Genomic DNA, 19,902 nt, shown 5'->3' on the forward strand with positions numbered 1-19,902 from the left:
TTCTTGTTCTCTGTTCATCTATTCATCATTCCCAAACGTTCATAGTAGGTTATGTTCGCTCGCACGGATACTATATAAACCGCACTATCAATCACACAAGGCCACTGCGAATGCAGTACGAACTTCCGATCGCTCTTATCCCCAGATTTTTTTCGAATCCTCTTTCTTTAAGGGAAAATCCGGTGATAAATACGCAAGCCCCGCTTCTTCAGATTGGTTCTGCCTCTCCGTTAGCGTGTGTATGTTTTTGTGGTTTATATAGTTATACGCCACCAGCGCTCGAACAAACATCAGTACATTAGTATTTATCCTTCTTCGTTGCAAACGCAAGATATTCGTCAGGTTCCTTCCTGCAACAAATATGGTAACAGCGTCGTTCCCCAATTATAACACATCCCTGCTGCTCCCGGACGGGCTCGCTGCCGCGCAGCATGCCGTAAAAAAAGGACAGTGCCCACTTTGGAGACCGTCCCGGTTGAATCGATATGAACATCAAGCAAACCATCCGGTTACCCAGCTCCAGACATTGACCGCCAAATCCCACAAGAAGAAGCGCGCTTCCGGAGCAGCGTCCTGAACAGACGCGGCGGTTTTAGCAGCTCCAGGCTCGGCAGCAGCGGCGGCAGACGCCGTCGTCGGCTTGGCCAACGCATCGCCCGTACCTGCATCGATGAAGCACAGCGGCGGAAAAAGAACGCACCACCAATTTTGCCCCTCGCCTTTACCCAGTGTTACGCGCACTGCTTCATAATCCCCGGCGGGATATACGGTACCCCCATACAGTTTGGTGGGAAAAGGAACCACCCCAAGCTCCACCTGATAATCGTAGTTCAGCCCGCGACTCTTAAGCTCCGCTCCCACCAACGCCTCCAGCTCGGGCAAATGGCGACGGATGACAGCACGCGCATCCTCGATGCTCTGCGGGTTGTCCAGCTCCGATACCCACTGATCCATCTGGGCAACGACAGCATCGCGAATCTCGCGTTTCACGAGCTGGTCTCCGGCGGAATCCGAGTTGGCCAAAATGCGCAAACGGATCGATTGCTCCGGAATGTTCGCGGCCGCTACGGCTGCATCCGTTTTATGTCCTTCCCACATCATAATTACCATCATAAGACAGGCTATAATAAGTCCAATTTGTTTCACGAATCGTCTGCTCATCCCGTTCTCCCCCTTGGCTCCCGTAGTCATGTTCCCTGCAACTCTCTCATGTCTATCAGTATGCCCGGGGGAGACGAAAGTAAACCTATTAAATTCACGAATCTAGCAATATTGCAAAATATATATTCCGGCGCTTCTCCCGTACGTTTGAACCAACCACGTCCGGATCATCCCGTCATCTTGCCTGTTCCCATCCTGCCTTTTAACCGGCCCCACAATCCGCTCCTCTGTTCCGCAAAACCAAAATCATCGTCCTCTTCATGCCCGTACAGCTTGATGCTCATCACAAATCCGATGCACGCCATATTGATCAGCAGCGACGTCCCGCCGTAACTGATGAAGGGCAGCGTAATTCCCGTTAAAGGCATCAGGCCGAGGAATGCGCCGATATTTTCATAAACCTGATACAGCAGCATGCCGATCACGCCCACAATGATGACAGGTCCGGTCCGATCCTTGCATTCAAGCGCGATCAGCACCATCCGGTGGATCAGGATAAAGTAGAGCAGAAGCAGCACCGAACCGCCAACGAAGCCGAACTCCTCGGCAATGACCACGAAAATGGAATCCGAATACGTATAGGGCACCCTTCCGCTTTGAACCGAAGTTCCTTGAAGGTACCCCTTCCCGGTAATGCCGCCCGATCCGATCGCAAGCCCGGCGTTTTTCGTATGCCAGGAAGCCTTCGCCGTCGCTTTCTCCGGTACGAGCCATGGATCGATCCGCTCTGCCCAATGCTCCCGATCCGCCGCTTCCAAAAACGTATAAATCTCATCATGGTATGTCGTATACGCCTGTACAAAGCCAAATATTGAACCCCCTATGATCGCCAAACCGATCAGAGCGTGAGACAGCTTGATATTCCCGATCCAAAGCACGGCCGCCAAAATAACAACGTAACCAAGCGCGTTGCCCAGATCGTTCTGAGCCATGACCAAAGCAAACGGCAGGAACGTCCACAATCCGATGGGAACGACATCCCGCCAGAAGCCAAGCGGCCGTTTCGTCCTGATCAGCAGGAGTTTGGCCAGAAACAAAATCAGCACCAGCTTAAACAGCTCCGCAGGTTGAAGGGAGAACGATCCGATCTGCAACCACCCATTGGCATTGTTGATGGCATTCCCGACAAAATGAACGAGGATCAGCAACAGAATACCGACCCAGTAAATCCAGAACGCATACTTAATGAACAGCTTATAGTTAACCAGACCAATACCGAACACGGCTGCGAAACCAGCGACATAAAATAACAGTGTCTTTATATGATGGCGTCCCAGTTCCGGACTTGCCTGCACAGCGCTGTATACCGTAACCACGCTAAATATCATCAACAGGAACAGCACGAACAGAATAACGCCATCCATCTTCTTCAACAAGCTCCACATGCCGTTGTTCCCCCTCGACCTTTACGCGATACAAACGGAATAGGCATCAAGAAATTTTTCCCAGATGCAACACTATTATATCCAATACAATGAACAAATGGAAATAACCCCGAAAGAACGAGCGGATGACTCCACTTCTTCTTTCGGGGTTATTTTGTGATGCATATTCCGTGAAGTTAGGGCGATCCCACGGTGGCTTGCCGTTCAGAGGATCACCTCAGCCTATCGTTCAGGCAAGATCCCCTTGTTCTTCCTCAGATTGCGGCCGCTTCCGCTTGAACAGCTTCACAAACAGTTCGCTGATGGTTGGCTGCTCCGTCGTGCCGAGAATGTCTTCATTCTCCTCGGTATGCACCTTGATGCTCATAGCGATCCCCATACTAAGCATATTCAACATAAGCGAAGTACCCCCAGAACTGATAAACGGCAGCGTGATGCCTGTCAGCGGCATCAGACCAATAAACGGACCGATGTTAACGAAGATCTGGTAGAGCAGCATGGCAATAATGCCCACAATGAGATAAGGTCCGGCTCGATCCTTACACTCCAGTGCAATCAGTACAAGACGGTGAATGAGAATAAAGTATAACAAGAGCAGTACGGACGCTCCGACAAAACCGAATTCCTCGCCGATCTGTACAAAGATGGAATCCGCATAAGCCAGAGGCACGCGATTCGATTGAATGGTCGTGCCTTGCATATATCCTTTACCAGTAATGCCGCCCGAGCCGATAGCCAGCTTGGCATTATACGTTTGCCACAAGACGTCCCGTGACGTCTGGTCCGGCACAAGCCAAGGATCGAAGCGGTCTGCCCAGTGCGATCGGCCGATATCCTTCAGAAACTTGACGATTTCGTCGTGGTAATGGATATAAGCCTGGGTCCCGCCGATAAAAGCAGCAACCGCAATGACGAATCCGATCAACGCATGCGTAAACTTAATGTTGCCGATCCAGAGCAATCCGATCAGGATGACCACGTAGCTGAGTGCATTCCCCAAGTCATTTTGCAGCAAGACCAGCAGCAACGGCGGTAATACGCACAAGGATACCGGAATGACATCCCTGCCGAAATACAGCCGCCGATTCGGCTTTCGCGCCAGCAGCGCTGACAGAAACACGATCAGGCAGAGCTTGAACAGCTCGGCAGGCTGCAAACTGACACCAAATACAGACAACCAACCTTTGGCACCATAGTACTCCTTACCGAAGAAAGTAACGATGACCAGCAAAGCCATGCCGGCACCGTAAATGTACAAGTAATTTTTGATAATGAAGTTGTAGTTAATCATCGAGATGCCAAAAAAGACGACAAAACCCAAAATGTAAAACATCACGGCACCCTTGGTGAGTGATTCAAGTTTAGGCCGGCCAAACGTTGTACTGTAGATGGATAAGATACTTATCGCCATCAGAACCAGCAATATAAAGACGATCGTGTAATCAATTTTTTTAAATTTATCGAGCATGCGTTACGTTCCCCCAAATATCGACAATCTTCGGTATATCCATTGTAGAGGATTTCGCGGCAAAAAGAAAACCCGCCGAATCTTACACTTCTGTCACCGGTTCCGAAGCGCGAATTCCGAGGACGTGACGTTCGATGCCGGCAAGGTCCGGCACGATGACGATTTCCGGCCAGTGTCCGGCAGCCTCCAGCATGGCTGCAATGTCGCGCGCCTGCCCTTGGCCAAGCTCAAAGCCGATCACCTGCGGCGGCGCGGGCAGCAGCGCGAGCTGCCGCAGCATGATCCGGTACGGCGCGAGCCCGTCCGGCCCGCCGTCCAGCGCGGTGCGCGGCTCATGGTCGCGCACCTCCGGCTGCAGCCCGGCGATATCCTCCGCCGGGATGTAAGGCGGGTTGGACACCAGGATGTCCAGCCGCTCCCCCGCGAACGGGGCCAGCAGATCGCCTTCACGGAAGTCGATCCGCACGCCGTTCGCCGCCGCGTTCCGCGCGGCCACTTGCAGCGCCGCCGCCGAGATGTCCCCGGCGGCTACCTGCCAGCGCGGGCGCTGCGCGGCCATCGTCACCGCGATGGCCCCGCTGCCCGTGCCGACGTCGACGGCGCGCACCGCGTCGCCGGCGGCAAACACGCGGTCGGCCGCGCGCAGCACGGCTTCGACCAGCAGCTCGGTCTCCGGCCGCGGAATCAGCACGGCCGGCGTGACCTCGAACGGCAGCCCGTAAAACTCCTGGCTGCCGATGATGTATTGCGCAGGCTCGCCCGCGGCCTTGCGCGTCACGGCCGTTTCCCAGCGGCTGCGCAGCTCGCCGGGGAACGGCTCCGGCAGCTTCATGTAGTACGCGGCCCCTTCGAGGCCGAGTACATGCTCCAGCAGCAGCCGGGCGTTATTGTGCGGCTCTGTCACGCCGCACTTCTCCAAAAAAGAGGAAGCCTCCACGAAGGCTTCCCGGCAGCTCTGCTCCGGCGTCATCACGAATTTCGCCTGAGTCACAGATTATTCTCCTCTTTCCATCATCTCGGTCTGCTCGGCAATCGTGAGCGCAGACACGATCTCTTCGATCTCGCCGTTCATGATCTGATCCAGCTTGTGCATGGTCAGGCCGATACGGTGATCCGTTACGCGGCTTTGCGGGAAGTTGTACGTACGAATCCGCTCGCTTCGGTCGCCCGTTCCCACTTTACTTTTCCGTTCGCCCGCGTACTTCGCTTCTTCTTCCTGGCGCATCATGTCATAGATCCGGGTGCGAAGCACCTGCAGCGCTTTCTCCTTGTTGGAGTTCTGCGATTTGCCGTCCTGACAAGTTGCTACGATGCCGGTCGGAACGTGGGTTACGCGAACCGCCGATTTCGTCGTGTTGACGGACTGTCCGCCCGCGCCGCTGGAACAGAACGTATCTACGCGAATGTCCTTGTCATGGATTTCGATGTCGATTTCTTCGGCCTCGGGCAATACCGCCACCGTCGAAGTGGACGTATGGATCCGTCCGCCGGATTCGGTGGAAGGGATGCGCTGCACACGATGCGCGCCGCTCTCGTATTTCATTTTGCTGTACGCGCCGCGTCCGTTGATCAGGAAGATGACCTCTTTGAAGCCGCCCAGGTCGTTCGTATTGGCGTCCATCAGTTCCACGCGCCAGCCTTGCGTATCCGCATAACGCGTATACATCCGGTACAGATCGGCCGCAAACAACGCCGCTTCGTCCCCGCCGGCCGCGCCGCGAATCTCCACGATGACGTTTTTATCGTCGTTAGGGTCCTTCGGCAGCATAAGCACGCGAATTCGCTCTTCCAGCTCCTTCAAGCGGGCCGTGAGCTCCTCGATTTCCATTTTGACCATTTCGCGCATCTCGTCGTCCAGCTTCTCGCCCTGCATTTCTTTGGCAGCTTCGAGATCTTCGCTGGCCTGCTTGTATTCGTTATACGCTTCATACGTCGGCTGCAAATCCGACTGTTCTTTGGAATACTCCCGCAATTTCTTGTTGTCGCTGGCTACATCCGGGTCACACAGCAGCTCGCTGAGTTTCTCGTAACGATCAGCCAATGCTTGCAATTTATCCAACATTTTCGTCACCTCGCGCTTTATTTTGTTCCGCTTTCGTCTATCGCAACATCATTCATGCATTTCCATGTTTCGAATCTATAGTTCACAATGCCTTGGGCCTTGCTTGTAAGCCCTGCCGCAACATTTCATTCAATGACTGACGCACACTCTCGCTACAACGTCATCAAATCCTTTGCTTGTGATGGTTAGGTTAAAAAAGAATCCTGTACGCTGCATGTTTGCCCGCTTTCATTGCTGAAACAGCGCACACAAGTAAATACAGGTACACGACTCTTAATTATAGCATATTACATCCATCCTGAATAGATACTTTTCAGGTTTTGCACAGGGCGTTCATTGGCTATACGAACCAGCGCCGCTATACTTATATTACAATCATATGGCCGTGCCCGTTCCGGCATCCATTGCCAACCAGCCCGGCCCATTTATTTTGCACAGGAGCTGAGTCGCCATGTTTAGCGAACAAGAAAGAGAAGCGCTGTATAAAGTCATTTATACAAGGCGGGATATTCGAACTTTTATGGATACACCCATTCCGAAAGATACCATTGACCGGATACTGCATGCGGCCCATCACGGTCCATCGGTCGGCTTCATGCAGCCATGGAGCTTTATTTTGGTGACGGAGGAACATACGAAATCCCGCCTCGCCTGGGCGGCCGACAAAGAGCGGAGAGCGCTCGCCATCCACTATGAGGACGAAAAGAAAGAACGCTTCCTCGGCATCAAAATCGAAGGTCTCATGCAGGCCCCGCTCACGATCTGCGTCACGTCCGATCCGACCCGCGGCGGGTCCCATGTCCTTGGGAGAAATTCCATTCCCGAAACCGACCTGATGTCCACCGCCTGCGCCATTCAGAATATGTGGCTTGCCGCTTGCGCCGAAGGGCTTGGTATGGGCTGGGTCAGCTTTTACAAGAAAAACGACGTTAGAGACATCCTGAACATTCCTCCGCATATCGAACCTGTCGCTTTACTGTCCATTGGATATACGGAGCATTATCCGACGAAACCGATTCTGGAAACGGCCAACTGGGAAAAAAGAAGAGATTTGCAGTCGGTCATTTATCATGGACGATGGGGCAACGCCGAGGAAATGTAGCTCATAAGGCTGGCAGCCTACAGCAAATGATCTTCCAACTGTTCCAGCACCACGCTCCACCAGGCATCTTCACTGGCTAAGCTGGCGGGATCCTTTTCGATATAATATGCTCGAAGTTCCTGAACGGCTTTCTCTCGCGCGGCGATTGAGGTGCTCTCGTTTCCGGGTTTGATCTCCCCGCGCCGAAAGGCTTCCAGCTTCAGTCTAGCCTGCTCCGCCGTGAGGATCGTCGGTTCTTCCCGGGTGGAAAATTGCTGCATAACATCTGCATAACGCTTCAGAAATTCGACGAATGCGGCCAAGGAAGCGTTGATTCGGCCAAGCTCGCCCGTCTCTGCATCCATGATGCAGACTCGGCCCGTTCCCGTTTCCACGCAAAGCCAGGCAGCAGTTTCTTCCCACTCGTATCCGATCGGAAACAGTTTCAGCTTTCCTTCTTTGTCCGTGATGAAATCTCGGTCCGTACGAGGTTGAAAATGCACGCCAAGCACGTCTTCATCGTTATGGCGCAGCTGCGGTAGGCCCTGTTCCAACAAAAGCCGACGCGTTTCCTCCGGCAAACATGCGGCCTCGACCAACGTCTGATCGTAACGAATATACGGTATTGCTTCGTCCATTCCCCCACCTCCGTTTGATATTGCTAATATTATAATCACCCACGGTGATGCCAGCAATCCGGCGTAGAACCTAAAAGAAAAACCATCTATATAGGTTGAACTAGACATTATACGATAAACGGAGAGGGCAGAAAGAATCTGGAGAAGCGGAGCGTTCGCCTTTATCACCGAATTTTCCCGTTACATAAGGGAATTAAAAAAATCTGGGGATAACAGCGATCGGAAGATGGTTCTGACCACGTAGTGAATCCGTGTAAAAATCATTGGTTCAGCTTATATATCGATGAATTTTCGGAGAAGGCAGACTGCGTTTTGGCAGCCGTTTTTGCCCCTACAGTCTGCATGTATTGAAAAACCCTGCGATCTTCATGCGAAGACCCAGGGTTTTTGAACCATTCTATATTTGTTGTCCAGCTTGATCCGTGCCGGGCGAATTATACGTTGAAACGGAAATGCATGACGTCGCCATCCTGCACTACATACTCTTTGCCTTCGAGGCGAAGCTGCCCGCGCTCTTTGGCGCCATTCATGGAACCTGCAGCAACCAAATCCTCGTAGGATACCACCTCTGCACGGATAAATCCACGCTCGAAGTCACTGTGGATGACGCCCGCCGCGCCAGGAGCCTTCGTTCCTTTGCGGATGGTCCATGCGCGTACTTCTTGCACGCCGGCAGTGAAATACGTGTACAGGCCGAGCAATTTGTAAGCCGCCTTAATCAGGAGGTTCAGGCCGGAATCCTGAATGCCGAGCTCTTCGAGGAACATTTGCTTGTCCTCGCCTTCCAGCTCGGAAATCTCTTCTTCCACCTTCGCGCTGATCGGCACGACTTCCGCGTTCTCGGCAGCAGCGAACTCTTTTACTTTTTGTACATATGCATTGTTGGCCACATCGCCGATTTCATTCTCGGACACGTTGGCTGCATACAGCACAGGCTTCAGGGTCAACAAGTGCAGATCGCGGATGATCAGGCGCTCATCGTCGGTCAGGTCCATGCTGCGCGCCGGTTTGTCTTCATACAAAACAGCCTTCATGCGCTCAAGCAATTCCACTTCCTGCGCGTATTGTTTGTTGCCGCCCTTCATGTTTTTCTTGGAACGTTCGATACGCTTCTCCACGCTCTCGATATCGGCCAGGATCAGCTCCAGATTGATCGTCTGAATGTCGCTGATCGGATCGATCTTGCCGTCCACGTGCGTGATGTTCTCGTCCTCGAAGCAGCGAACGACATGCACGATCGCGTCCACTTCGCGGATATGAGCCAAGAACTTGTTTCCAAGCCCTTCGCCTTTGCTCGCGCCGCGCACCAGACCCGCGATATCCACGAATTCGAATGCCGTAGGTACCGTTTTCTTCGGTTCTACCAGTTCGGTCAGTTTGTCCAGGCGCTCATCCGGCACTTCCACGATGCCCACATTAGGATCGATCGTGCAGAACGGATAGTTGGCCGATTCGGCACCAGCTTGCGTGATTGCGTTAAACAGCGTGGATTTCCCAACGTTCGGAAGACCCACGATACCAGCTTTCAAAGCCATGTATATGACAACTCCTCATTCATTACTTGTTCGGTTCGAATAATCCTACTCATTATATATGACAAGCACCGGTGCATCAAGGAAGTTTGCCAATTCCATGCGCACCGGAGCAGGAAGATCATCCACAATCTTCTATGACCTTGGGTCAAATTACGTTGCTGAGATCTGTTAGCGTTGGATCACGCTTCATATCGGCCACGTAAGGTGGCTGATGTTCGTTAGCTCCACAAGGTATTGTAGCGCTCAGGAACACCTCAATATATAAAACGATCCGAGCACTCGTGTACCACAATTACAACAAAGGCTGCGGACGATCACTGAACCGCACAGCTCTAACGAACCGTACACACCTTATTTGGCACTAAATCGCGCTCGCTGATGAGCAACGAACCTGAGACACGCTATTTGGGGTGAAAAGGCCCGGTAGCCTGTGTTTTCGTTCAAATAACGCCGCTTATGTTCGTTAGCGTTGGATCACGCTTCATATCGGCCACATAAGGTGGCTGATGTTCGTTAGCGCCCGAGCTCCTTGTACATGGTCATGTCCGTAATGGCATACCCCATCTTGCGGTATAACTCGCTCGCCCGCACATTATGCCCGAATACATGCAGCCCGATGCAATTCACGCCAAGACCCGCAGCCGCTTGCTCCAAGGCGGCCATCGCTTCTTTTCCATATCCTTTACCGCGATGCTCCTCTTCAACGACGATGTCGAGCAGAAACGCCTCTTTCCCGCGCAGATGCTCCGTCACGTTAAACCAGATATAGCCCACATTTCCGTCCACTTCATGCATAAGGTTATATATGTACGCTCCCTTCGTCTGCAGGCCCTCCGGCAAAAATCGGCGATAGGACTCACGGGATAACTGCTCCGCCTCTTCTTCCGCCCATGTGCCCGCTTCCACTTTATCCAGAGCAAAGTCCTTAATGCCCCGGTCCAGAAAACGCGCAAACTCTTGATCATTCATTTGTACCAATTGCATCTGATGTCCCCCCATTTCAGATAAACCAACGAAAATATAATGGTGAAAGAAGAATGTATGTAATCATAATACTTCGCGCCATAACTATGTTAAAATATATAGGCGAGCGACCCGCCAAAAGTTTCTCGCCCAAAGTCGATTGGATTATTCCATCGGCTTTTCTATTTTAACATGATTGTATTGATTAATCAGATCATCCAGGACCATAGATTGCTGTATAACAAGGGGATGTAGAAGATCTCCATATTCCAACTTTAATTGATAGAGCTTCTGTCTCGCTGCTTCGATCTGCAACTTAAGTTTGCTATAATCCATATTCACCCCTCCATACTGTGACATTTTAGAACACTCTGCGAATCAGAGGGAAATGATATATACCCCAACATTTACTGTCTTCACCCTTCCCCTTTCATGTATCCCTCTTTTTTGAACAGCAAAAAAGCGTTCCTTTACTGAATTAGCCCCATCTCAACGTGAACAGGTTAAACATAAACTCTGTTCCGATAAGGTGAGCTTCCAGATGAGAGAACACTTTGTTTTGATATGGTTACATACTTGTACTAATCATTCCATGAACCTTCGTTGTCAGCATCACAGGAGAACAATTGGATCTTTAATTTAGACAGTTATATCAGGGGATGGTTTAGGGATTCAGTCTGCGAAGGTTATGTATGTAGTTACGTGCGAAGACGATTTTTTTACTTTTGAGTTTTAATTTATTATACTTCTCTATCGTGGTGGCAGTTGCAAACGTCGAATACTGTTCAAATAAATCAACACATTTCACCATACATAGCCCACTACTAATTTCAATCGCAATGGATAAACTATCCAACAGGAACAGGAAGCCTTTATCCAAATTATTTTTTTGGAAGTAATATATACTTATCCCCATCAATAAATTAGCATAGCGGTCCCCCGTAAGTTGACTACTAATCGCCCCAATTCGACTAATTTGTTCACGATAGATAATAGAAGATTCATATTTTTCAAGTACGGCATCGATATCCAATCCAAACTTATTGGCTGCAACAACGATCTCGCATAAAGCCGGAAAAACTTCATTCTCTCTTTCTGAGATATAATTCAAATAATCGTGAAGGACATCTGTCTTCCCGGACATCAATTCATACTGGTAACGATTACCTTCTGCCCATTCCTTGAACTGTTGAATAACAGTTATTTCCTTCTCGGTCGGATCAATTACCCAGCTAGAATCGGTATATAAAGATACGTAATGGAGTGCTTTTTCATATTCTTCAAAATAGAAATAAGTCTCTCCGAGTACCAAATATGCGTACAAAATATAAAATATAATCTCTTTTTTGACTTCTTTCGGCTTAATATTACCGTACAATTCATAATGTACAGATGCTTTCAATTTCAATTTCTCTCCAAGTTCCAACAGCTTATCCCACCGTCGCACCGAAGCATAAGCATTAATCAGTTCATTCAGTCCATCAAGCTCGTAAGGCTCACCAAGACGATCCACAAATAACTCAAATCGAGTTGCAACTGAGAGATTGTTAGTCTGATCTTTGGAAAGTCCAATAGTAAATAACCGATACTGACTTAGAGCCAAACGTTCGGAATGTTGCATCTTCTCACTCTCGGCCACCCAGTAATAGAGAGGCTTCGCTGCCTCGAACATCCCCTCATGAAATAACTGTTCAGCCAACCCGAACAACAGGGGAGCGTATGCAAGATTATCCATCATTAGCTTAATTATTGTTTCCATGCACTCGATCTTATCAAGTTCGGCACAGCGGTATAGAAATGGCCTAAGCCGCCGCCAATCGGGGCTTGTATGCACAAAACATTCATTGATGTATAAATCGTAGAAGTAACCTTCAGGTAATCCCATTCCGATAGTGATCCGATCCAACTGTTGCATGCTGATGGGACGCAGCCCATTCAACATACCGCTCAACGTACCTGAATTAATGCCCGATATTTCAGAAAAATGAATGAGCGTCATATTATTTTTCTTCAAGTAATCTTCCAGATGATCACGTATCGTTGTTAACGATCTCACGGGAACACCAACTTTCCACGTAAAAATAAAATGGTTAGCCAAAATATACTATACTCTTACATTTAATATCAATATTTTACTTGTAAATAATTTACTTTTGTTGTAAAGATACTTTATCAGCATTGCTCAATGGTCCAAAGGACTGTAGAGGAACTTCATCATTGAAAGCGATCAAGCTTCAAATTCATATCGACACGGTCTGGAGTCCACAATAAGACATCTGTAAGAAACGTCAATGCATCCATTTCACTGAATTTATCCACGATTGACTCTAACATCTCCTTTGCATCTCCTGTGATATGTTCAGCCAGGATTAACCCTCCGGTATCTCCATCAATATAAAAATGATCTATATTTGCGACCTTCTGTACATGCCGAAGCCATAACGTTCCTTCTTCCACAAAAAAGATATAGCGTTCATTCATGACATATCCCTGGTAAATATACAACTCTGCTTCTTGATCAAAGGGGCCGAGCACTAATAAACCAAGTTCAAATTGGGTTAGGATTCTCATGACACTATTACCTGCATACTCATGAAAAAAACCATAAGCAATTCATAATCTCTTGAAAAATAATGAATTTCTAATCCTTCGCTAACTAAAATCACTACTATTTCCCCTCCCTCAAAAAACTAAGACTCAATCGTTATGGCGAAATAACCATTAGATAATTTCAAAATATTTTTGATTCATTGATTTAAAACCACAAAAACATAACGTTTTACGTTTAACGCCTGTTGATAATACCACTAGAATTTTATATCGTCTATTGATAAACGTCAAGTGATTATTTAAAACCATTTAACGTTAGGTTATGATAAAAGTGAAAGGTGGGATTGGCTATGTCTATAAAAATAAGATTGGGCTACACTTTAGACGCAGCCGGCGTCACTAAAAATGCACTAGCAAGGGAAGCAAAAGTTCGACCTAACCTTATATATGATTTGTGCGAAGGAAAAACAAAAAGGCTAGATTTAGAAACCTTAAATAATATCGTGAACACTCTGCGGGCAATGACAGGAAATGACTATACTCTTTCAGATGTGATAGCGTACATACCGGATGATAAGGAGTAAAAAACAAACTGGGCTAAACATTGTCAACCGAGCGTAACGCTTTCTCACTTTTAAAGAGAAACATAAAAAATCCATCCATTTTTACTTTGGACGGATTTTTTTGTGTTTCATATGGTTTTGTTAACGTACTCAGCAATAATTAACATAGCTATTAGCTTTGATCATATTTGGCACTTCATACGGAGTGCGACCGTGATGTGCTGTACATTCAGACCAAGACCGGGGAATTTCAATCCACGCACTCATATAGAGTGCGACTGTGCTTCCGTTTGAGAGACTTTGGCCCGAATACATTTCAATCCACGCACTCATATAGAGTGCGACCGCCTTGCATGATCCGACGATAGTACGATATGGAAATTTCAATCCACGCACTCATATAGAGTGCGACCTGCAGCAGCCACATGATGCCATTCAGCAGCTTCGTATTTCAATCCACGCACTCATATAGAGTGCGACCCTTATTTACAAGAGGTTACGCATTTGGCTGAGGTTATTTCAATCCACGCACTCATATAGAGTGCGACTTTGCTCGGTCTCGCTGCCGCTGTTCCTTGTAGATTTCAATCCACGCACTCATATAGAGTGCGACAGCGAAAATACACGTAATAAAGTCACATAACGTAGACATAATTACGTATTACCTCTAATTATAACAAATACTATCCACATTTGTGGCAAAAGAAGCCTAAATTCAAAAATCAATGTTGCCAAAAGGTCACAAAAATGAGGTTTTCGACAAAATTCGAGGTGCGAATCCCCCGGAAAAATCATGTGAGCTTGAGGTTCGCACCGAACAACATAGGTAGTCTTCCTGTGAAGGAGAGCAAAAAAATATCACTTCATCGTTTCAGCGCCGCTCCACCAAACGGTTCGTCATCCGCAATTCCTCGATTCGACCCGCGCCGATGCCGAACATGACGGTGCGCAGCTCGAATTCGACCTGCTCCAGCCGCTGATCCAGCGCCTCGTCCGAGGCTACGGCCGACTCCAGCAGCGAGCGTCCGAAGCCCGCGAGATCAGCCCCCAATGCAATTGCTTTGGCTGCATCCACCCCGTTATACAGGCCGCCGCTGCCAATCAGCGCACTTTCGGGATTCATGGCGCGTACGTCGCGGATGCAGTCTGCCGTCGGAATGCCCCAGTCCGCAAAGGCTTCTGCCGCCGCACGCCGAACCGGCTGCTTGTTTCGGAATTTCTCCACCTGCACCCAGTTGGTGCCGCCAGCTCCGGCCACATCGACAAAAGCTGCCCCGGCTTCATACAACTGACGTGCCGTTGAACCATCGATGCCCCAGCCCACTTCCTTCACGCCAACCGGAACGTCCAGCACCCGGCACAAACCTTCGATCTGCTTCAGCAGCCCGCCGAAATTGGTATTGCCTTCAGGCTGGAAAATTTCCTGCAGTCCGTTCAGGTGCAGCACCAGCATGTCCGCCCCGGCAATATCGATGGCGCGCCGGAACTCGTCCGGTCCAAAGCCGTAATTCAACTGCACCGCTCCCAGATTGGCAATCACCGGAATATCGGGGGCCCAGCGCCGCACATCGAACGTATGCGCAAGGTCCGGCTGCTCCACGGCAGCCCGGATCGAACCTACGCCGAGCGTCCAGCCCCGCGCATTCGCCACGCGCGCGAGCCGTTCGTTAATCGCGCCGGTCGTATCGCTCCCTCCAGTCATCGAACTGATGAGCAGAGGTGTGCGCAGTTTTTTGCCGATAAATGACGTTTCCAGACTCAACGCGTCGAAATCCAGCTCCGGCAGCGGGTTATGCCGGAACGCATACCGTTCCATGCCGGTGGTGATCCCTTCTCCCGCAACCTGTTCCTGCAGGCATAGACGGACATGCTCCAGCTTCCGTTCGCTCGTCGGGACTTCGGGAAGCAGCCGTCTGGCCGCTCTTTCTTGTTCGTTCATGATGCAACCCCCTTATGTGAAATGCCCGCATACAACTCTACCCAGTATAACGTTCCCAAAAGTCGATGGAAAGGGAGCCCGGCACGCTTATCCAAGCAAAACCGCTCCGACCCGCTCACCGGCAAGCTGCCCTTACAGCGTGACGATCAGCGCGCCATCGACGGATGCATAGCACCCCAAAGAATCACAGCCCATCTACATCCCTGTTTCGATTACCTGGGCGGGGCAAAAGGCCAATACCTTGGACAGATGCGGATAGATCGGGAATAGGTGGAAAAACTGATAGAAGCGCCGCGAGATCCATCGGTCAGCGCAATCCTGACTGTTTTTCCGTGTACAACCGATATTCAGCGCTCCTGAATCTGTCGATTGCAAGGCACGCATCATTGATTTGCCGGATGCCGTCCCCGCTGCATTCCGTTTTTTTGCGTCAGCCGCTGCAAACCTGTGGTAATGGTAGACAACATGCAGCCGGGCTTTGGCCCGTAAGCCAGTCTGTTTCCGTACATACATTCCGATCCTGCCGGATCAAGGGAGGCATCATATGATTTTTTCTCATCGTCATCGCGATCGGTCAGACCCGCGCAGAGCCGTCAGACGTTTTCCGTACATAAGGACATTATTGGGTTTGCTCGCCTTATGGCTCGTCGCCGTTATGGCGTACCAGACATACAAACCTCTGCCGCCCGGCATCTCTTATGCAAGCCCGGAGTATAGGGTGAAGGATGTGAAGTTTTTGTACGATCTGACCTTTCCTTCCGGAGACGGGCAGGTCGAGCATGAACAGCAGATTTTCCAGCGGATGCTTCAGGTCGTCGAACATGCAGAACAATTCGTCGTCGTCGACATGTTTCTTTTTAACGACTATCAGCATAAAGGGCAGCATTTTCCGCCCGTCAGCAGGCAGTTCGCGGATGCACTCATCGCCAAAAAAAAGCAGCATCCCGACATGCCCATCCTGTTTATCACGGATGAAATCAATACCAATTACAATTCCGCGCCCAACCCTCTGCTCGAAAGAATGAAGCACGCCGGCATCGAGGTCGTGATTACGAATGATGACCCGTTAAGGGACTCTACCCCGATCTACTCTGCCGTTTGGCGGACGTTCTTTCAGTGGTTCGGGCAGGCCGGGGAAGGCTGGATTCCCAATCAGATGGCGAGCGATGGCCCGAAGATGACCTTGCGTTCCTATTTAAAGCTTTTGAACATCAAAGCGAATCACCGCAAGGTGGTCACCAGCGAAAAGTCGGCCGTCATTTCATCCGGCAATATCCACGATGCCAGCGTTTACCATTCCAACATCGCCTTTGAAGTAAGCGGTCCCGTCATCGCCGACATTCTGGCAACCGAGCAAGCCGTGCTGGACATGTCCGGCGGCGGACAGGTTCCCGTATACGATCCGCCCGCTCAAAAAAACGACGGAGAGGCGCGCATCCGCTACTTGACCGAGGGAAAAGTGAACGATGCCGTCCTTCAGGAGATCGGCGCGACCGAACAAGGAGACGTGCTCTGGATGGGCATGTTTTACATCGCTTCGCCGATGGTGCTGGATGCCCTGCTGGACGCCTCGAAAAGAGGCGTGGATATCCGCCTGGTGCTTGATCCGAACGAAAATGCCTTCGGGCGATCGAAGCTTGGGATTCCAAACCGCCCTGTCGCCGAAGAGCTGCATGACAAATCGGGAGGGAACATCCATATCCGGTGGTACAACACCACGAAGGAACAGTATCATACCAAGCTGATGTACATCGACAAGTCGAGTGGGGATGACATCCTGCTCGGCGGATCATCCAATCTCACTCCCCGCAACCTCAATGATTACAATTTGGAAAACGACCTGTGGGTCGCGGCTCCGTCGGATCATCCTTCCATGCATAAGGCAGCCGATTATTTTGAAAGAATATGGTACAACAACGATGCCGTATTCACCCTGAGCTTGAAAGCATTTCAGGAAAAAACGACGTTTCTGAAGCGAATCGCCTATAAACTGCAGCTTGTGTTGGGCTTTACGACCTTTTGAAAGAATGGCCCTTTCCATCCGTCTGTCCCCTTTGCGGGCAGGCGGATTTCATATGACACTTGACACGGGATGTGAAATATGAAAATATAATCACCTAACGACCGTTAGGAAGGTGAATGAATATGACTGCAACATCCATTCGGGATGCCGCCCTGATCCATTTTGCGAGAGACGGGTATGAAGGTGCCTCCCTCCGTGCCATCGCGGATGAAGTCGGCATCAAAAAGCCGTCCATATATGCGCATTTCAGCAACAAGGATGACCTGTTTTTGCACACGTTGTCCCATGCCTTTAAAGAAGTACAGCGGCATACGCTGGAATATTTCAGGGACCATGCCCACCTTTCGCTGGAGGAGCGTTTGAAGGGTTTGCTGACTTGGGTGGAGCACGAATACAACACGCAGGCGTCGGCCCGCTTTATGCTTCGCATGTGTTATTTCCCGCCGCTTGCGCTGTACAACGACGTCATGGGTATCGTATATCCGTTTCTGGACGGATTGGAGCGTTCCCTAAAGCGGTTGCTTCAACGTGCCATACGGGAGGGGGAGCTTCCGTCCATTGCGTCCGAACAGGTTGCCGTGGCGTTCATGACCTTGCTGGACGGCGTAACGGTGGAGCTCATATACGGCAATTCGAGGCGATACAAGATACGGCTCGAAGCGGCCTGGCCTATATTTTGGAGCGGCATTCATCATCTGAGCAACTGACACCAAGGATTGACGAAAGGAGAACTTACGCAGCATGAACCGCAATTGGTTGTATGTTTTTATTGGAGGATTAATCGAAATCGTATGGGTGAGCGGTCTGAAGCATGCCGGCAACGTCTGGGAATGGGCGCTCACCGCCTTGGCCATCATCATTAGCTTTGCTTTGATCATCGCGGCTTCCAAACGGCTGCCTGTAGGCACCGTTTATGCCGTTTTCACGGGAATCGGCACGGCAGGCACCGTGCTGGCCGAAATGATTCTTTTCGGAGAGCCGTTCAAACTGGCCAAAATACTGCTGATCGGCCTGCTGCTTGCAGGCGTCATCGGACTGAAGCTGGTCACCGACCAGCAATCTGCACAAGGGGGTGAGGCATAATGGCATGGCTCGCTCTGGTTGGCGCAGGCATTTGCGAAATTTTCGGGGTCATCGGCATTAACGGCGCCTCTTCGAGAAAAGGCTGGCGCTACGTTGCAATTATGCTCGTATCGTTTGTATGCAGCTTCTCTCTCCTCTCTTATGCCATGACCTCCATTCCCATGGGCACCGCCTATGCCGTATGGACGGGAATCGGGACGGTAGGCAGCACGTTGACCGGCATGTTGTTGTTCGGCGAACGTAAAGAAGCGAAGCGGCTGCTGTTCATCGCCATGATTCTGGTGGCCGCCATCGGCCTGAAACTGATTACTTAATCATCTTCATAAGCTATGGGTGACTTCAAATTAGAAGTCGCCTTTTTTTATCCCCATTTACCAATTCCCTTCCATTTGAAATCGGCTTTTCATTTCGTTTATACTTGTTTTGACCACAAAGTCAATTCAAGAACTCAAAAGTTCGGAGCTGAGGTGGATGTATCGTTAATGAACCCGATTCATGAAATGAACGAGAAAAAAAGGATGGTCATCACGACAGCGCTCCGGTTGTTCTCCGCCAAAGGCAGCACCGGAACGTCCATGCAGGAAATTGCGGAAGTATGCGGCATGTCCAAGGGCAGCCTCTATCTGCTGTTTAAATCCAAGGAAGAGCTTGAAGCCAGCACGATGGAATACTGCGTGTACACGCTGGTCGACGAGATGACCCAGATTGAACAGAGTGCCGGCTACACGGCAAGGGAACGCCTGCTGAAACAGATCGAGACACTGCTCATTCACGTATCTGAACTGAAGGAATTTTTGAGGGTGCAAATGCGCAGCATGATGATCAATGACGAGCAGCCCGGCCGGGATAAATGCAATCCCAAGAACCGTGACCTCGAAATTCGCATCGTGCATTGGTTTAAGGAGAAGCTCGAGGATCTATACGGTCCGGAAATTGGACCTTACACCGTAGACCTCAGCCTGCTTACGCATGGACTGTTTCTTTCCTACGTCAAAATCTGGTTTACGGAAATGCCTTCCCTGACCGTATCCAAAATGGCAACCAATTTGCTGCAAACGATCGATTATGCGGCACATGGGCTGCTGGAGCAGCGCCCTGCCCCATTCGTTCGTTTGGAAGACTGGCCGGCCTGGGCCAGCAACCCTAACACGGACTCTACAATGATGCGTCATCCCATTCACATTATTCGAGAAATGCAGGATGTCGTCACATCGTCCCTTACCGAAGGGCAGATCAAAAACGATGCGCTTGAGGCCATCGCCATCCTGAAGCAGGAAATGATGGAGTTCACGCCAAGGCGCGCAATCATCCTCGGCATGATGCACAATCTGGAGGGTATTTCCGCCATTGAAGCCTTGCATTCCGAGCTTCAGCACATTATGGATGCCATGTACAGCCGGTTCATCCAAGCTGACTCGTAACACCAATATAAAGAGAAGCAGAGAGGAGAA

At 50.2% G+C, this 19,902-nt stretch carries 20 protein-coding genes and 1 CRISPR repeat array; of the genes, 7 read left to right on the forward strand and 13 right to left on the reverse strand.

Annotated elements, in window-relative coordinates:
* Positions 1-492 precede the first annotated feature (492 nt).
* From spoIIR to prfA, 5 genes are all read right to left on the reverse strand, one after another.
* Positions 493-1,161, reverse strand: coding sequence for a stage II sporulation protein R (spoIIR, locus tag L6H98_RS03875; RefSeq protein ID WP_236413037.1), 669 nt, complete (start codon positions 1,159-1,161; stop codon positions 493-495).
* A 167-nt stretch (positions 1,162-1,328) separates the two neighbouring features.
* On the reverse strand, positions 1,329-2,546 hold the full coding sequence (locus L6H98_RS03880; protein WP_236413039.1) for an FtsW/RodA/SpoVE family cell cycle protein: 1,218 nt from the start codon (positions 2,544-2,546) through the stop codon (positions 1,329-1,331).
* Positions 2,547-2,775: 229 nt separating this feature from the next.
* A complete protein-coding gene (locus tag L6H98_RS03885; RefSeq protein WP_236413041.1) occupies positions 2,776-4,014 on the reverse strand; it encodes an FtsW/RodA/SpoVE family cell cycle protein in 1,239 nt (412 codons plus the stop codon).
* Positions 4,015-4,096: 82 nt separating this feature from the next.
* On the reverse strand, positions 4,097-4,984 hold the full coding sequence (prmC, locus tag L6H98_RS03890; protein ID WP_236413710.1) for a peptide chain release factor N(5)-glutamine methyltransferase: 888 nt from the start codon (positions 4,982-4,984) through the stop codon (positions 4,097-4,099).
* A gap of 24 nt (positions 4,985-5,008) precedes the next feature.
* Positions 5,009-6,076, reverse strand: a complete 1,068-nt coding sequence (gene prfA, locus L6H98_RS03895; RefSeq protein ID WP_236413043.1) for a peptide chain release factor 1 — start codon at positions 6,074-6,076, stop codon at positions 5,009-5,011.
* A gap of 451 nt (positions 6,077-6,527) precedes the next feature.
* Here prfA and bluB point away from each other — a divergent pair, with 451 nt between their 5' ends.
* A complete protein-coding gene (gene bluB, locus L6H98_RS03900) occupies positions 6,528-7,178 on the forward strand; it encodes a 5,6-dimethylbenzimidazole synthase (RefSeq protein WP_236413045.1) in 651 nt (216 codons plus the stop codon).
* 17 nt (positions 7,179-7,195) lie between these two features.
* Here bluB and L6H98_RS03905 read toward each other — a convergent pair whose 3' ends face one another.
* The 6 genes from L6H98_RS03905 to L6H98_RS03930 all read right to left on the reverse strand — a co-directional run bounded on the left by L6H98_RS03905 (position 7,196) and on the right by L6H98_RS03930 (position 12,864).
* Positions 7,196-7,795 carry an SUKH-4 family immunity protein gene (locus tag L6H98_RS03905; protein ID WP_236413048.1) on the reverse strand — a complete coding sequence of 200 codons (600 nt, stop codon included), beginning with the start codon at positions 7,793-7,795 and terminating at the stop codon, positions 7,196-7,198.
* 434 nt (positions 7,796-8,229) lie between these two features.
* Positions 8,230-9,330, reverse strand: a complete 1,101-nt coding sequence (gene ychF / locus L6H98_RS03910) for a redox-regulated ATPase YchF (RefSeq protein WP_236413049.1) — start codon at positions 9,328-9,330, stop codon at positions 8,230-8,232.
* Between the two features lie 513 nt (positions 9,331-9,843).
* Positions 9,844-10,314, reverse strand: coding sequence for a GNAT family N-acetyltransferase (locus L6H98_RS03915; protein ID WP_236413050.1), 471 nt, complete (start codon positions 10,312-10,314; stop codon positions 9,844-9,846).
* Positions 10,315-10,458: 144 nt separating this feature from the next.
* The gene (locus L6H98_RS03920) at positions 10,459-10,629 is read right to left on the reverse strand and encodes an aspartyl-phosphate phosphatase Spo0E family protein (RefSeq protein ID WP_236413051.1); all 171 of its coding nucleotides are present in this window, start codon (positions 10,627-10,629) and stop codon (positions 10,459-10,461) included.
* Positions 10,630-10,957: 328 nt separating this feature from the next.
* Positions 10,958-12,391: a helix-turn-helix transcriptional regulator gene (locus tag L6H98_RS03925; protein ID WP_236413052.1), complete on the reverse strand. Its 1,434-nt coding sequence runs from the start codon at positions 12,389-12,391 to the stop codon at positions 10,958-10,960.
* Between the two features lie 116 nt (positions 12,392-12,507).
* Positions 12,508-12,864, reverse strand: a complete 357-nt coding sequence (locus L6H98_RS03930) for a hypothetical protein (RefSeq protein ID WP_236413053.1) — start codon at positions 12,862-12,864, stop codon at positions 12,508-12,510.
* Positions 12,865-13,193: 329 nt separating this feature from the next.
* On the opposite strand from L6H98_RS03930, the gene L6H98_RS03935 reads away from it, so the two are divergent.
* Positions 13,194-13,427: a helix-turn-helix transcriptional regulator gene (locus tag L6H98_RS03935; RefSeq protein WP_236413054.1), complete on the forward strand. Its 234-nt coding sequence runs from the start codon at positions 13,194-13,196 to the stop codon at positions 13,425-13,427.
* Between the two features lie 159 nt (positions 13,428-13,586).
* Positions 13,587-14,019: a CRISPR direct-repeat array (repeat unit 32 nt; unit sequence ATTTCAATCCACGCACTCATATAGAGTGCGAC).
* Positions 14,020-14,277: 258 nt separating this feature from the next.
* On the opposite strand, the gene fni is transcribed toward L6H98_RS03935, so the two are convergent.
* Both fni and L6H98_RS03945 read right to left on the reverse strand, forming a co-directional pair.
* Positions 14,278-15,345: a type 2 isopentenyl-diphosphate Delta-isomerase gene (fni, locus tag L6H98_RS03940; RefSeq protein ID WP_236413055.1), complete on the reverse strand. Its 1,068-nt coding sequence runs from the start codon at positions 15,343-15,345 to the stop codon at positions 14,278-14,280.
* A 195-nt stretch (positions 15,346-15,540) separates the two neighbouring features.
* Positions 15,541-15,858, reverse strand: a complete 318-nt coding sequence (locus L6H98_RS03945; RefSeq protein ID WP_236413057.1) for a hypothetical protein — start codon at positions 15,856-15,858, stop codon at positions 15,541-15,543.
* 31 nt (positions 15,859-15,889) lie between these two features.
* Here L6H98_RS03945 and L6H98_RS03950 point away from each other — a divergent pair, with 31 nt between their 5' ends.
* The 5 genes from L6H98_RS03950 (at position 15,890) to L6H98_RS03970 (ending at position 19,872) form a co-directional block, all read left to right on the forward strand.
* Positions 15,890-17,368: a phospholipase D family protein gene (locus L6H98_RS03950; protein ID WP_236413059.1), complete on the forward strand. Its 1,479-nt coding sequence runs from the start codon at positions 15,890-15,892 to the stop codon at positions 17,366-17,368.
* A 122-nt stretch (positions 17,369-17,490) separates the two neighbouring features.
* Positions 17,491-18,075 (forward strand): TetR/AcrR family transcriptional regulator, encoded by a 585-nt coding sequence (locus L6H98_RS03955; RefSeq protein WP_236413062.1) that lies wholly within the window; start codon positions 17,491-17,493, stop codon positions 18,073-18,075.
* 34 nt (positions 18,076-18,109) lie between these two features.
* Complete coding sequence (locus tag L6H98_RS03960; protein WP_236413064.1) at positions 18,110-18,451, forward strand: multidrug efflux SMR transporter; 342 nt, start codon at positions 18,110-18,112, stop codon at positions 18,449-18,451.
* The gene (locus L6H98_RS03965) at positions 18,451-18,765 is read left to right on the forward strand and encodes a multidrug efflux SMR transporter (RefSeq protein WP_236413066.1); all 315 of its coding nucleotides are present in this window, start codon (positions 18,451-18,453) and stop codon (positions 18,763-18,765) included. Before L6H98_RS03960 ends, L6H98_RS03965 begins: the two co-directional genes overlap by 1 nt.
* 168 nt (positions 18,766-18,933) lie before the next feature.
* A complete protein-coding gene (locus L6H98_RS03970; protein WP_236413068.1) occupies positions 18,934-19,872 on the forward strand; it encodes a TetR/AcrR family transcriptional regulator in 939 nt (312 codons plus the stop codon).
* Positions 19,873-19,902: the final 30 nt, after the last annotated feature.

The organism is Paenibacillus sp. JJ-223, assembly GCF_927798175.1.
GTDB lineage: Bacteria > Bacillota > Bacilli > Paenibacillales > Paenibacillaceae > Paenibacillus > Paenibacillus hubeiensis.